Here is a 13358-nt window from a genome sequence, read left to right as displayed (position 1 = left end):
CTTTTGGGCCTTGACGCACACGGATTGGCGTGCTCCGGGGCACCCGACTGGCGGGTCCGGCCCCTTATAGGGCGGGCGAGCGGCTACCGTTGACCCATGACTTCCCCCGAAACATCCACACCAGGCGAGGCAGAAGCTGCCCCCGCCACTCTCACTTTTACCGAGCTGGGGCTCGGCGACGCAGTACTCAAGGCGCTCAAGGACGTTGGTTACGAGACCCCCTCGGCCATTCAGGCCGCCACGATCCCGCCGCTGCTCTCCGGCCGCGACGTTCTCGGCGTCGCCCAGACCGGCACCGGCAAGACCGCCGCGTTCGCGCTTCCCATCCTCTCCCGCCTAGACCTGAGCCAGAAGAGCCCGCAGGCGCTCGTGCTCGCCCCCACCCGCGAACTCGCGCTGCAGGTGTGCGAGGCCTTCGAGCGTTACGCGTCCCACCTCAAGGGCGTGCACGTGCTGCCCGTCTACGGCGGACAGGGTTACGGCGTGCAGCTCTCCGCCCTGCGCCGTGGCGTGCACGTGGTCGTCGGTACCCCCGGCCGCATCATGGACCACCTCGACAAGGGCACGCTCGACCTCTCGCAGCTCAAGTACCTCGTGCTCGACGAGGCCGACGAGATGCTGAAGATGGGCTTCGCGGAGGACGTCGAGACGATCCTCGCCGACACCCCCGACGACAAGCAGATCGCCTTGTTCTCGGCGACGATGCCCGCGCAGATCCGCCGCATCTCGCAGAAGTACCTGCACGACCCCGAAGAGATCACGGTCAAGAACAAGACCACGACCTCGGCGAATACCACGCAGCGCTACCTGATGGTGTCGTACCCGCAGAAGATCGACGCGCTCACCCGCATCCTCGAGGTCGAGAACTTCGAGGGAATGATCGTCTTCGTGCGCACCAAGAACGAGACGGAGACGCTCGCCGAGAAGCTGCGCGCCCGCGGATATTCGGCCGCCGCAATCAGCGGAGACGTCGCGCAGGCCCAGCGTGAGCGCACCGTCGAGCAGTTGAAAAACGGCAAGCTCGACATCCTGGTGGCGACGGATGTCGCGGCTCGAGGCCTCGACGTCGAGCGCATCTCCCACGTCGTCAACTACGACATCCCGATCGACACCGAGTCGTACGTGCACCGCGTCGGCCGTACCGGCCGCGCCGGACGCAGTGGTGCCGCGATCAGCTTCGTCACCCCGCGCGAGCGTCGCCTGCTCGGAGCCATCGAGAAGGCCACACGCCAGCCGATGGTCGAGATGCGCATGCCGAGCGTCGAGGACGTCAACGTCACGCGCCTCACCCGGTTTGACGACGCGATCACCGCGGCGCTCGGCGACGAGCCGACGCTCAACGCGTTCCGCGACATCATCGCGCACTACGTCGAGCACCATGACGTGGTCGAGTCCGATGTCGCGGCCGCTCTCGCCGTCGTCGCCCAGGGCGACACTCCCCTGCTGCTTTCGCCCGACGACCCGCGCTTCGCCCGTCGTGAGCGCGAGCGCATGGACCGCGACACGAACGACCGCCAGAACCGTTCGGACCGTTCGTTCCGCGACGACCGCCCCGACCGGCCGGAGCGTGCCGAGCGTCGACCGCGCAGCGGCAAGCCGCTGTCGACCTACCGCATCGAGGTCGGCAAGCGTCATCGCGTCGAGCCGCGCCAGATCGTCGGCGCTCTCGCCAACGAGGGCGGGCTCAGCCGCGAGGACTTCGGGCACATCGACATCCGTCCCGACTTCTCGCTCGTCGAGCTTCCGGCGGACCTGTCGGGCGAGGTGCTCGACAAGCTCACCGGAACGCGCATCAGCGGCAAGCTGATCGAGATCAAGCCCGACCGCGGCGGTCCCGCCAAGCGCGAGTCCTACAACGACCGTCCGAAGCGCGACTCGTACAACGACCGTCCGGCGCGCTAGAAGCTGCCTGGCAAACCGACATGGACTTCGTTGTTATGGCCGTCGTCGGCGTCGTGCTTGTGACGCTTACGATGACGGCGAAGTGGTTGGGCTTGCGCGGCAATTTCGGCAAAAATCGCTAGTGACTGCGGGAAAGAAGCCTCGTACCTCTCTGGAGGTGCGAGGCTTCTTTGCCGTAATGGGCCCGGCGGCAGCGGTTCGACCGACAGCGGGGCCGACGGCGCGACCGGCTCGGTGCTCCTGCCCGCGCCAGCGACGCGCTACACGTTCGGAATCAGTCGCTCCGCGCGGTAGCGGTCGAAGAGGTCGGTAAACGAGTCGATCGTGCGGTGGTGAGTGGTGAATCCGGCGATGCGTGACTTGCTGATATCCGCGACGACCTCGATCTGGCGGCCGAGATCGGCGTCGGTGTGCCACCACGAGGCCAGACGGGTGAGGTCGGATTCGGCCAGACGGTGCTCCTGCGCCATGCGGGTCCACGTGTCATCCATGCCCATCATCTGCTGCTCGAGCGGAGCCGGCACGGCACCCGGTCCGACCGGGTCGACGCCGAAGTACGCGGCGATCGCGGGCCACATCGAGCGCCAGCGGAACACGTCGCCGTTGACCACGTTGAACGCCTCGTTCGCGCCCTGCGGGTCGGTGGCCGCCCACACCATCTGGTCGGCGAGGATCGTCGCATCGGTCATGTCGGTGAGGCCGTTCCACTGGGTGTCGCTGCCCGGGAACACGAAAGGCAGACCGAGCTCACGGCAGATCGACGCGTACACGGCGAGCGTGAGTCCCATGTTCATCGCGTTGCCGACGGCGTGCCCGATCACGGTGTGCGAGCGGTGCACCGACCAGGTGAAGCCGTTGCGCGCGGCGGCGGCGAAGAGCTCGTCCTCCTGCGCGTAGTAGAAGTTGGGGGCGTCGAGGCGCGGCTCGTCTTCGCGGAAGGGCGTCTCGGGGATCGGCCCCTGCCCGTACGACTCGAACGGCCCGAGGTAGTGCTTGAGCCCGGTCACGAGCGCGACGTGCTGGATCGGAGCGTGGTCGAGCGCTGCGAGCAGGTCGCGGACCATGCCGCCGTTCACCTCGATGTTCTCCTGCTCGGTCGCCTGGCGCGCCCACGCGGTGAAGAAGACGTGGGTCGGATGTTCCGGGGCCAGTGCCGCGCGGAGGGCGGCCTCCGAGCGCAGGTCCGACGAGATCCAGCGCACCCCGTCGCGTTCACGGCCGGGGCGACGCGCGAGCGCCAACACCTGCCATCCCTCGGCAACGAGCTGGTCGGTCAGCGCGGAGCCGCCGATTCCCGTCGCTCCCACCACGAGGGCGGTCGGGCTGGTTGTGGGTGTGCGGTCGGTGTCGTTCTGTGTAGAGGTCATCCCGAGGCACAACCCGCGAGCTACGGCTGGCATTCCGGCGCCGCTACTTCTTCGCCGCCGCCTTCGCTGCCTTCTTGAACTCGCGCACCTTCGTCAGCGACCCCGGGTCGACGATGTCCGCGACCGACCGGTACGAGCCCTCGGTTCCGTAATCGCCCGCGGACTCGCGCCATCCGTCGGCCTTCAATCCGTACTGCTTGCCCAGCAGGGCGAGAAAGATCTTGGCCTTCTGCTCTCCGAAGCCCGGCAGCCCCTTGAGGCGCTTGAGGATTTCGGCTCCGTCGGGTGCGGCGCCGTCGGCCGCGGGCCGCGTCCAGACCGCGGATGCCTCGGCTCCCCAGTCCTCGACGATGGCGGCGCACAGCGCCCGCACCCGTCCCGCCATCGAGCCCGGGTAGCGGTGGATCGACGGTGTGATGCGGAAGACGGCCTCGAGCTCGTCGGCGTCGTAGTCCGCGATTTTTTTCGGGTCGAGCGTTCCGATGCGGTCGAGCAGCTTCGCGGGGCCCGCGAACGCCGTCTCCATCGGGACCTGCTGGTCGAGCAGCATGCCGATGAGGAGGGCCAGCGGGTTGTCGGACAGCAGGGCATCGGCATCGGCGTCGTCGGTGATGTGCAGCGTCGGGGTCATCTGTCGATCGTGCCACGGGAGCGCATCGGGCCGGTAGCCGGGGCGGCCCCGCAAAGGTGTGTCGGTGGCCCGTTGCATCCGCTGACCACGAGCGTAAAATTGCGATCGGAAGGGAGCGGGGCCATGTCCCTGCGCAGATCGAGCTATTTGATTGCGATGTGCGCCGCCACTGTCGTGGCGGTCGTCGCCTGCGCACCGGGTGGTGGCACGCCCCCGACGCCCGGCCCGACGCCGAGTCCGTCCGGTTCCTCGCCCGGCCCCACCGCGAGCCCCACCGGCGACCCCCGCATCCGCATCCTCACCCCGACCAGAGACACGACGGTGCTGACGCCCGTCGCCCTGACGGGAACGGCGAACACGTTCGAGGCGCAGCTGGTGGTGGACGCCCAGAACAAGACGGGCGATACCCTCTGCGTTCGGGAGGTGACCGCGAGCTCGGGCAGCGGCACCGAGGGCGCGTGGCAGGCCGTGTTGGGCGTCGTTCCGCAGGGCGACACGGAGGAGTCGATCGTGCTGAGGGCCTTCGAGCGAAGCGCCGCCGACGGTTCGATCGTCAACCTGGTCGAGCTACCAGTGACCCTGTCGGCCGACCGGCCGGACATCGTGGTCACCAGCCCGGTTTGCGGCGACACGGTATCGGCTGGCGGGCCTCTTTTGATCGAGGGCCGGGCGACGGTATTCGAGGCGGCGCTCACCGTCGAGTTGCGCGATGCGGCGGGCACGGTGGTCTTCTCGCGCAACCTGATGACCGGAGAGGGTGGCGTCGACTCCCCGTTCTCCGAGCTCCTGACGCTTCCCGCGGGTGTGGCGCCGGGGTTCTACGATCTGGTCGCGTTCAACATCTCGGCGAAAGACGGCGCGTTCGAGAATGAGTTTCCGGTGCAGCTGCTGATCGAGTAACTGCGACACAACCCGGACGGCGTGCAGCGGGCTCGCCCGCTATCGTGGGGGCATGATCCCCAATGACGGAGACGTACGAGCGTTCATCGACCAGATCGAGGGCCCGGTGCGCAAGCGCGACGCCGAGACACTGCTGCACCTCATGGGTCGCATTACCGGCGAACCACCGCGCATGTGGGGCCCGACGATCGTCGGATTCGGCGCGTACCACTACAGGTACGCCAGCGGGCGCGAGGGCGACGCGAGCGCGGCCGGGTTCTCGCCGCGCAAGGCCGCGACGACCGTCTACCTGGCCGATGGCACGGCCGCGCACGAGCAAGAGCTCCAGGGGTTGGGCGAACACACGACGGGCGCCGTGTGTCTCTACATCAAGGATCTCCAGCGCGTCGACCTGGCAGTGCTCGAGTCGATCATCGCGAAGTCGTACGCGGCCGCCTCGGCGAGCGGGTTCGGGCAGGTCGCGGTCTAGCCCGCGGCGTTGATCGCGGCGACCGTCGCCGCGTAGCGCCCCTCGACCTCGGCGAACCGCAGGAATTTCACGGTCTCGACCAGGATCTCGGTGGCGTCCGGCTGGGATTCCAGCAGTGCCATGACCTCGTCGACGAAGGCGTCGAGCGGCATGAAGTGCTCGTTCACCGAGTTGCCCGGCATGAGCTCGGTCTGCACGGCGGGCGGCACGAGCTCGACGACGCGCACACTCGTGCCGGCCAGCTGCAGGCGGATGGTCTCGCTGTACTGGTGGATGAACGCCTTCGATCCGTTGTACGTGGGCGTGAAGGCGAGCGGGGTGTGGGCGAGGCCCGAGGAGACGGTCATAAGCGTCGCGTCCGGCCGGGTCTGCAGGTGCTCGATGAACGCCGCGATGAGGCGCAGGGGTCCGTTGATGTTCGTCTCGACGATGCGCTCGGCCGTCGGCAGGAAGCCGGCGCCGCGCACGTCCTCGGCGTCCATCACGCCCGCCATGGCCACGAGTACGTTCAGGTCGGGATGCTCCGACAGCAAGCGGTCGCGGGCGGCGAGAACGGATGCGGCGTCGGTGGTGTCGATGGTGACGGTGCCGAGACCGTGCTCGGTCGCGAGCTGCTCCAGCACCGCGGTGCGGCGGCCGCCGATCACGACGGTGTTGCCCGCGGCCTGCAGGCGGAGGGCGAGAGCCAGGCCGATGCCCGAGGTCGCGCCGGGAATGAAGATGGTGTTTGCGGTGAGGTTCATGGCTCGAGTGTGCGCGGCGGCGCGATCGGGCGGGAGAGGAGCCGTTGTCGTAGGACTGCCGGTCCCTGTCGACGGACACCCGCGTGCCGGATGATGGACCCATGGACCGCGCACCCCTCGCCGACTTTCTCCGCTCACGCCGTGCCGGCCTCCGTCCCGAAGACGTGGGGCTCGCCGAGGGCGCCCGTCGGCTCGTGCCCGGCCTGCGCCGCGAAGAGGTCGCCGCACTCGCGGGCATGTCCACCGACTACTACGTGCGCCTCGAACAGTCCCGCGGTCCGCAGCCGTCGGAGCAGATGCTGTCGGCGCTCGCCCGGGCGATGCGGCTGAGCAACGACGAGCGGGACTACCTGTACCGCCTCGCCGGGCACAACGCTCCCCCGCGCACACCGCTCGACACCCACGTCTCCCCCGCACTACTGCGCGTGTTCGACCGCCTCGAGGAGACGCCTGCCTTCGTGCTCTCCAGCCTCGGCGAGACCCTCGCGCAGAACCGTCTGGGAGCCGCGTTGCTCGGCGACCACTCCCGCTTCACGGGTCTCGCGCGCAGCGGCGTCTACCGGTGGTTCACCGACCCGTCAGAGCGGCAGATCTATCCCGTCGACGACCGCGCCAAGCAGGGCCGCCTGCAGGTGGCCGGCCTCCGTGCCGCGTTCGGAACGGCGGGGCCGCGATCGCGGGCCGGCACGCTGGTTCGGGAGCTGCGCAAGGTGAGCCCCGAGTTCGCGGAGGTCTGGGACTTGCAGGATGTCGCGACGCGGTTCAGCGACCACAAGACGCTGATCCACCCCGAGTTGGGGCTCATCGAACTCGACTGCCAGGCACTGTTCACCGAGGATCAAGGTCAGACGCTGCTCGTACTCACGGCCGCGCCGCGCAGCGAGGCCGCGGAGAAGTTGGCGCTGCTGGCCGTCGTCGGGCAGCAGCGGTTCGCCGAGGCCTGATAGCTACTGCCCGAGGTCGCTGTCGTCGAGGTCGCTGTCCCACGAGGGGTTCATCCCCACGATCGTCGCACCGGGCAGCAGCGACTCGATGACGACGAGGTCTGCGTCGCCCGTATCGCGCGGGACCCCGAACGATTCGGCGTGGATCTCGCCGTCCGGTTGCAGCGTGATGATGAACTGCTTGCCCGCCGGCCGTTCGAACACGAGCCGCACGCTGCCGTCGTGATGGCTGAGCTCGCTGACACCCTCGAGGCCGGCATGGGCGGCGCGCGCTTTCACCACACCGACGGTCCGCGCCAGCGGGTCTGACGTTTTCAGGAGTACCTCGATGCCCATAACGGTGTCCATTGAATCATCCGAGCTCGTCCTCCGGCGCCGCTACGGCGTGCGTGCCCGGGTGGTGCCGCAGCCGATCGCGGCCGGCGGCACGTCCTCCATGTCGGAGGCGCCGACATACGCGGGAAGAAGCGGGCCGAAGCGGGTGAGGCTGCTCGCTACACCGCTCACCCAGAAGATCGGGTCGTCGAACGTCGCCGAGGTCGGATCGCCGCGGGTGGCCCACACGGCGAAGTAGCCTCCCTCGGTGCCGCGGGCGGTCTGCTCGTTCTCGATCAGGCCGGTCAGCGTCCACACCCCCAGCTCTCGGTCTGGACGGGCGCTCAGCCAGTGCAGGACGGATTCCACGAGTCCGTCCTCGACGGCCACCGTGTGGAGCGATTCGTTGACGATGGCGAGCGTCGCGGCCGACGCGTCTTGGCACTCGGGCGTATCGTCGTCGGCTCCGGCGGGCCATTCCACCGGGGCGTCGGAGGCAGTGGGGGTGGCGACTGGAGCGAGCGAATCAGCTCCGTCAGAGGTTGAGGCACATCCTGGCATCACAGTCAGCAGCCCGATCGCGACAAGTGTGACCGCCCATTTCCCCGCCCGCGTTTTCATGATGAAGAGTCTACTCAGACACCGACTAATCCTCGTGAATAATGCCAACGGTCGGGCCGATCTCAGCACCCCGCACGCTGTCACGAATCCCCGGATCATCCGGTCTTAAGTAATGACCCACAAAAGTGCTCCGCAAGCGGCGATCGTCGACCCGGCGGCGCCCGGGCACCCGGGTCGGGAGGATGACGATGCGAAGAATTGTGATTGTCGGCGGTGGCTACGCCGGCTTCTACACGGCCTGGAATCTCGAGAAGCGCCTGCGGCACGGCGAGGCGGAGGTCGTGGTCATCGACCCGCTTCCGTACATGACCTACCAGCCGTTTCTGCCGGAGGTGATGGCCGGGTCGGTCGAACCGCGACACGCGCTCGTGTCGCCGCGGCGCCACCTGCACCGCACCGAGTTGCTCAGTGCGACGGTCACCCGCGTCGATCACGCCCGCAAGACCGTCACGGTGCAGCCGGCCGTGGGCGACGAGTACGACCTGGACTACGACATCGTGGTAGTCACGGCCGGAGCCGTCACACGCACGTTCCCGATTCCCGGCGTGAAGAGCGAGGCGATCGGGCTCAAGACGATCGAGGAGGCCGTCGCGGTGCGCGACCGGCTGCTCGCCAACTTCGACCGCGCCGCGGCTCTGCAGCCAGGACCGGATCGCCAGCGCCTGCTCACCGCGACGTTCGTCGGCGGCGGGTTCGCCGGTGTCGAGGGGTTCGGCGAATTGCTGTCCCTCGCCACCGCTCTACTCGGCTCGTACCCCGAGCTGAGTTTCGACGAGCTCGACTTCAGGCTCGTCGAAGCGACGGGTCGCATCCTGCCCGAGGTCTCGGAGAAAACCGGACGGTGGGTCGTCGAATCGCTCGAGGACCGTGGCGGTCGCGTGCACCTGAACACCCAGTTGGTTTCCGCGGTCGACGGCCACGTGGCGCTCTCGACGGGCGAGGAGTTCGACTCCGACCTCATCGTCTGGACGGCGGGAACAGCGGCCAATCCGGTCGTCGCCAGACACACCGACCTGCCCGTCGACGACCGCGGGAGCCTCGTCGTCAAGGCCGACCTGCGCGTGCGTGACGCGGGCAAGATCGTCGTGGACGCATGGGGTGCCGGCGACAACGCCGCGGTGCCCGACGTGAGCCGCACCGCCGCCCAGTCGACGACCGTGCCGAACGCCCAGCACGCCGTGCGGCAGGGCAAGCGGCTGGCGAAGAACCTCGTGGCGAGCCTGCGTGGCGAGCTGCCCCACGACTACGTGCACGCCAACCTCGGCGTCGTGGCGACGCTCGGACTGTACACGGGGGTGTTCCAGTCCGGCCCGTTCGTCGTGAAGGGCTTCCCCGCCTGGGTCATGCACCGCGGATACCACGTGCTCGCCATCCCGACCTGGGAGCGCAAGGTGCGCGTGCTCGCTGCCTGGATCCTCTCCCTCGTGCTCGGGCGCGACATCGTCTCGCTCGAGCAGACGCAGCACCCGCGTGACGCGTTCGAGCGGGTCGGCGCACGGCGATGAAAACCGCCCTGACCGAGCGCGCCGCTGCGGCGCTGAACGGGTCGCGAGCGGCGCGCGTCGCCGAAGGTCTGCGCCATCGCGCGGTACCGACACACTGGTCGTCGATGTTCGCCGAGGTCGCGCTATACAGCCTCGTCATCGTCTTCGTCACGGGCATCTTCCTGACGTTCTTCTACGACCCGTCGACCACGATGGTCGAGTACGACGGCGCCTACGTGCCGCTGCAGGGCATCGAGATGTCCCGCGCGCTCGACTCGACGTTGCACGTCACCTTCGACGTGCGCGGCGGACTGCTCATCCGGCAGGCTCACCACTGGGCGTCGCTGCTGCTGCTCGCCGCCCTCGGCGCACACCTCCTGAGCATGTTCTTCACCGGGGCGTTCCGCAGGCCGCGCCGGCTGAACTGGGTGGTCGCGTTCTTCGTTTTCGTGCTGAGCCTGGTCGCGGGTTGGACGGGCTACGCCCTCCCCGACGACATGCTCTCCGGCAGCGGGCTGCGTATCGTGCACGGCGTCATCCTGGGCATTCCCGTCGTCGGCACTTGGTTGTCGTTCCTCGTGTTCGGCGGCGAATTCCCGAGCACGATCATTGCGACCTTCTACCCCGCGCACGCGATCGTCGTGCCGCTGCTGATCCTGGCCCTCGTTGTGCTCTACATCGCGCGGATCGTCTCGCAGCGACCTCCGCAGTTCGCGGGCCCCGGCCGCACGGACGACAACGTCGTCGGGGTTCCCGTGCTGCCCAAGTACGCCCTGAAGACCGGCGGACTGTTCTTCCTCGTCTTCGCGCTCGTGATGCTCATTTCTGCAACCGTCACGATCAACCCGGTCTGGAACTACGGGCCGTCTTCGCCGGGCGACGCCACCGCGGGCAGCCAGCCCGACTGGTACATGGGCTTCCTCGACGGTGCTTTGCGCCTCGTGCCGCCGGGATGGGAGGTGGTGGTGTTCGGCCACACCCTCACGCTCGCCGTGCTCGCACCATTGACCGCCATCGGTGTCTTTATGCTGCTCGTGCTCGTCTACCCCTTCGCGGAGGAGTGGATCACGGGAGACAAGCGCGAGCATCACATCCTCGATCGCCCCCGCAACGCGCCCGTGCGCACCGCCATCGGTGTCGCCGGCGTGGTCTTCTACGTCGCCCTGTGGGGTGCGGCGAGTGCCGACGTCGCCGCCTCGCACTTCAGGTTGTCGATCGAGGGCATCATCCACTTCTATCAAGCGTTGCTCGTCGTGGGTCCCCTCGTCGGCTTCATCGTCACGCGTCAGGTGGCCCTCGCGCTGCAGCGCAAGGACCGCGAGCTCGTACTTCACGGCGTCGAGACGGGACGCATCGTGCGCCTCCAGGGAGGCGAATACATCGAGATGCACAAGCCCGTCGGCGAATACGAGCGGTGGCGCCTCGTCGATTTCGAGGAGCAGGCTCCCCTGAAGATGCGACCGGATGCTCGCGGCCGGGTCTCGAGATCGCAGCGGCTTCGCGTGCGGTTGTCCCGGCTGTTCTTCGAGGACCGGGTGGCGCCGGTGACCCGCGGAGAACTGGACGGGCCCCACTAGGACCGACGGCTATCGCGCGACGCCCAACCCCTGCAGCTTGGTCGGGTTGGCCACGACGTAGATTCCCTCGATTCCGGCCGCCGAGCCGTCGATCGAGATGACGACCGCCGGCTCGTCGTCGTAGGAGATCAGCGCGCTCGACCGGCTGTTCACCTTCACCACGTCGATCCGGAATCCGGCCCGTGCCTTCCGCACGACTCCGGCAAGGAAGCGGCCGACGTGGTCGCGGCCGACGACGGGCCTGCGGCTCGCCGAGACCACGCCTCCCCCGTCGGAGATCGACACGACGTCCTCAGCCAGCACCGCCTCAAGCGATTCCAGGTCGCCGAGGCGCATCGCGGCGAGAAGCGCCTCGAGCAGCCGGTCGTGTTCGGAGTCGGACACCGGCTCGTGTCGCTCCTCGGCTAGGTGCAGCCGAGCGCGTCGACCGATCTGGCGCGCGTTCGACTCGCTCGTCTCGAGCACCTCGGCGATCTGCGCGAACGGGTACTCGAAGGCTTCACGCAGCACGTAGACGGCGCGCTCGGTCGGCGTTAGACGCTCGAGCATCAGCAGCACCGCCACCGCGAGCGTCTCCGCACTCTCGGCGCCGAGTGCCGGATCGTCAGTGGTCGACACCGGCTCGGGCAGCCACGGCCCGACGTACACCTCGTGCCTGACACGTGCGGTCGTCGCCGCCGTGATCGCGAGCCGCGTGGTCGTCGTCATCAGGAACGCCTCGGGGCTGCGGACCAGCGTCCGGTCGGTCGACTGCCAGCGTAGCCACGCCTCCTGCACGATGTCCTCCGCCTCGGAGACGCTTCCGAGCATGCGGTAGGCGATGCCGAACAGCCGGCGGCGCACTCTCTGGAACGCCTCGACCGCATCGTCGAGGTCGCTGTCGGCTGCGTGTGACACGGGCATCCACTCGGTCGGGGGTGTCCGACGATTTTACCGAGTTGCGGGGGTGTCGGCGCGAGGGCTGACGAGCCCGCGTTAACGACGAAACGCCCTCCCGGAGGAGAGCGTTTCGTGTTTGTCGTGGTGGGCCGTCCTAAGTACTCCCTGTTCCCAGCAAACGCATGGGGAGGTCAAGAGGGAAAAGCGCTTCCCTATCCTCCGCACTGATCTCAAATATCCTCTTTCTCCAGGATCGAACTGGAACATGGCGACTCGTCAGCTCTCTCCACTGCCGGTCATCGCGCTGGCACGCCCGGAATGCGGGCCGCGCGAAGGCTGACGCATGGCGCTTCCGAAGGCAGCTCCCGCGGCGCCCCGTATCTCGTCCGACCAGTTGCATCCAAGTTTGCAGGTCGCCCACAACACAACACCAAGAAGCCACTCCGCGACTTCGACGGCCCGGGTCATATACGCAACGCCGAGGCGGTTTCCAGCCGATGATCGGCCTATTGGTGCTTTTCTTCCATCGGGGAATGTATCGATCGGCGTCTCCATCTGGCCGAGACGACAGCACTCTTCTGAGCGCTCGGTCGTTGGCACCGCCCGCTCAGCAAGGTGATCAACCTTCCACTTACGCGCGCGAACACTGCGAAGAATCGAAAGATAGCGTCGGCAACTGCGCTCGCCGGGAACTCAAATCAGGCGAAATGATACCTGGCACTCAAGCTGGAGCATTCGTAACCAAGCTGGAAATACGCAGCCCGGCCTTCTTTAGCTGGAGGGCGAAGGGCCGTAACTCATTTCGCGTCAAAGCAGGTTGGCCTATCGGGAAGCTGTAACGGGCGCCATCTGGAGCTACCAAGCGAAAGGCGGTGTCTGAACGGGTGCGTATTACCCATTTTTGCGCCTCAGCCGCTTTCACTATTGCATCAAGCTCTTTTTCGAGCGCCGCCGATTCTTCGGCGGGCGTGTTTCGCCGAGAATGGCTTTCAATCGCCTCGGCCATAGATGGGATCTCTTGAGGATGCAGCAGGCCAAGGCGACTGATGATGGGCTCCATTTTAGTCGCGACGACCCCCATTGCTGCGTGCAAATTGCCATCCTGCCGATTGGAGCGGAAATCCAATTGATTGATACCAGCCAAGTCAGATGGAAGGCCCATGGGCGTATCGCGAGGGACGATCAGGAATACGCGTTCGGGTCCAATAGACCCCAGGAAAATACCCAGCTCGAAAATAACGTTGTCCCTAGGCGCTTGTCTCACCGTGTTGCGCGTTTCGACAAGGTCGTCCGGCGTGAGTATTAGAGCCGCGAAATCCACGTTGGCGGCTTTTTCCAATAACGATTGAAGGGTGCTTGCGGTCGAGTTGAAGGCCCCTTGAGTCCAGATGCTCGGCTCGCACGAACGATCGAGTTCAGCCTGCAAAGCTTTGGCGTACCTCAGCCCTTCAGTCGAAGAACCGATGAATAGCGAAGGGTCAAGAGCGTCGGCCAATGTGACTCCAATATCACTAGAAAGATGAGTG

At 67.1% G+C, this 13358-nt stretch carries 13 protein-coding genes; 6 read left to right on the top strand and 7 right to left on the bottom strand.

Features of this window, described 5'->3' with window-relative positions:
• The first annotated feature begins 96 nt into the window (after nt 1-96).
• Nucleotides 97-1902 carry a DEAD/DEAH box helicase gene (locus IEV96_RS02625; protein WP_188509154.1) on the top strand — a complete coding sequence of 602 codons (1806 nt, stop codon included), beginning with the start codon at nt 97-99 and terminating at the stop codon, nt 1900-1902.
• A gap of 260 nt (nt 1903-2162) precedes the next feature.
• On the opposite strand, the gene IEV96_RS02620 is transcribed toward IEV96_RS02625, so the two are convergent.
• Entirely contained in the window at nt 2163-3269 is a 1107-nt protein-coding gene (locus IEV96_RS02620; protein ID WP_188509153.1) for an SDR family oxidoreductase, read from the bottom strand.
• Nucleotides 3270-3312: 43 nt separating this feature from the next.
• Nucleotides 3313-3900 (bottom strand): HhH-GPD-type base excision DNA repair protein, encoded by a 588-nt coding sequence (locus IEV96_RS02615; protein WP_188509152.1) that lies wholly within the window; start codon nt 3898-3900, stop codon nt 3313-3315.
• A gap of 156 nt (nt 3901-4056) precedes the next feature.
• Here IEV96_RS02615 and IEV96_RS02610 point away from each other — a divergent pair, with 156 nt between their 5' ends.
• Together IEV96_RS02610 and IEV96_RS02605 are read left to right on the top strand one after the other, a co-directional pair.
• Nucleotides 4057-4800: a Gmad2 immunoglobulin-like domain-containing protein gene (locus IEV96_RS02610; RefSeq protein ID WP_229732973.1), complete on the top strand. Its 744-nt coding sequence runs from the start codon at nt 4057-4059 to the stop codon at nt 4798-4800.
• Nucleotides 4801-4852: 52 nt separating this feature from the next.
• The gene (locus IEV96_RS02605) at nt 4853-5269 is read left to right on the top strand and encodes a DUF1801 domain-containing protein (protein WP_188509150.1); all 417 of its coding nucleotides are present in this window, start codon (nt 4853-4855) and stop codon (nt 5267-5269) included.
• On the opposite strand, the gene IEV96_RS02600 is transcribed toward IEV96_RS02605, so the two are convergent.
• Nucleotides 5266-6012, bottom strand: coding sequence for an SDR family oxidoreductase (locus tag IEV96_RS02600; protein ID WP_188509149.1), 747 nt, complete (start codon nt 6010-6012; stop codon nt 5266-5268). The genes IEV96_RS02605 and IEV96_RS02600 overlap by 4 nt on opposite strands.
• Nucleotides 6013-6113: 101 nt before the next feature.
• On the opposite strand from IEV96_RS02600, the gene IEV96_RS02595 reads away from it, so the two are divergent.
• A complete protein-coding gene (locus IEV96_RS02595) occupies nt 6114-6956 on the top strand; it encodes a helix-turn-helix transcriptional regulator (RefSeq protein ID WP_188509148.1) in 843 nt (280 codons plus the stop codon).
• Between the two features lie 3 nt (nt 6957-6959).
• Here the strand turns inward: IEV96_RS02595 and IEV96_RS02590 are convergent, their stop codons facing one another.
• Nucleotides 6960-7304, bottom strand: a complete 345-nt coding sequence (locus IEV96_RS02590; protein WP_188509147.1) for a hypothetical protein — start codon at nt 7302-7304, stop codon at nt 6960-6962.
• A 30-nt stretch (nt 7305-7334) separates the two neighbouring features.
• Nucleotides 7335-7754, bottom strand: a complete 420-nt coding sequence (locus IEV96_RS02585) for a hypothetical protein (protein ID WP_188509146.1) — start codon at nt 7752-7754, stop codon at nt 7335-7337.
• Nucleotides 7755-8080: 326 nt separating this feature from the next.
• On the opposite strand from IEV96_RS02585, the gene IEV96_RS02580 reads away from it, so the two are divergent.
• Both IEV96_RS02580 and qcrB read left to right on the top strand, forming a co-directional pair.
• Nucleotides 8081-9397, top strand: coding sequence for an NAD(P)/FAD-dependent oxidoreductase (locus tag IEV96_RS02580; protein WP_188509145.1), 1317 nt, complete (start codon nt 8081-8083; stop codon nt 9395-9397).
• Complete coding sequence (gene qcrB, locus IEV96_RS02575; RefSeq protein WP_188509144.1) at nt 9394-10953, top strand: cytochrome bc1 complex cytochrome b subunit; 1560 nt, start codon at nt 9394-9396, stop codon at nt 10951-10953. The genes IEV96_RS02580 and qcrB overlap by 4 nt, the downstream gene beginning before the upstream one ends.
• Before the next feature lie 9 nt (nt 10954-10962).
• Here qcrB and IEV96_RS02570 read toward each other — a convergent pair whose 3' ends face one another.
• Both IEV96_RS02570 and IEV96_RS02565 read right to left on the bottom strand, forming a co-directional pair.
• On the bottom strand, nt 10963-11850 hold the full coding sequence (locus IEV96_RS02570) for an RNA polymerase sigma-70 factor (protein WP_229732970.1): 888 nt from the start codon (nt 11848-11850) through the stop codon (nt 10963-10965).
• A 703-nt stretch (nt 11851-12553) separates the two neighbouring features.
• The gene (locus IEV96_RS02565; RefSeq protein WP_188509142.1) at nt 12554-13327 is read right to left on the bottom strand and encodes a TIR domain-containing protein; all 774 of its coding nucleotides are present in this window, start codon (nt 13325-13327) and stop codon (nt 12554-12556) included.
• Nucleotides 13328-13358: the final 31 nt, after the last annotated feature.

The sequence above is a fragment of the Conyzicola nivalis genome (assembly GCF_014639655.1).
In the GTDB taxonomy this organism is placed as follows: domain Bacteria; phylum Actinomycetota; class Actinomycetes; order Actinomycetales; family Microbacteriaceae; genus Conyzicola; species Conyzicola nivalis.
The sequence above is the reverse complement of the archived record's forward strand: the minus strand, read 5'-3'. Positions and strand labels throughout refer to the sequence as shown.

Bases quoted from the DNA above. Each gene is read 5' to 3' on its own strand.
- IEV96_RS02625 (WP_188509154.1), top strand. From the start codon at position 97: ATGACTTCCCCCGAAACATCCACACCAGGCGAGGCAGAAGCTGCCCCC.
- IEV96_RS02620 (WP_188509153.1), bottom strand. From the start codon at position 3,269: ATGACCTCTACACAGAACGACACCGACCGCACACCCACAACCAGCCCG.
- IEV96_RS02615 (WP_188509152.1), bottom strand. From the start codon at position 3,900: ATGACCCCGACGCTGCACATCACCGACGACGCCGATGCCGATGCCCTG.
- IEV96_RS02610 (WP_229732973.1), top strand. From the start codon at position 4,057: ATGTGCGCCGCCACTGTCGTGGCGGTCGTCGCCTGCGCACCGGGTGGT.
- IEV96_RS02605 (WP_188509150.1), top strand. From the start codon at position 4,853: ATGATCCCCAATGACGGAGACGTACGAGCGTTCATCGACCAGATCGAG.
- IEV96_RS02600 (WP_188509149.1), bottom strand. From the start codon at position 6,012: ATGAACCTCACCGCAAACACCATCTTCATTCCCGGCGCGACCTCGGGC.
- IEV96_RS02595 (WP_188509148.1), top strand. From the start codon at position 6,114: ATGGACCGCGCACCCCTCGCCGACTTTCTCCGCTCACGCCGTGCCGGC.
- IEV96_RS02590 (WP_188509147.1), bottom strand. From the start codon at position 7,304: ATGGACACCGTTATGGGCATCGAGGTACTCCTGAAAACGTCAGACCCG.
- IEV96_RS02580 (WP_188509145.1), top strand. From the start codon at position 8,081: ATGCGAAGAATTGTGATTGTCGGCGGTGGCTACGCCGGCTTCTACACG.
- qcrB (WP_188509144.1), top strand. From the start codon at position 9,394: ATGAAAACCGCCCTGACCGAGCGCGCCGCTGCGGCGCTGAACGGGTCG.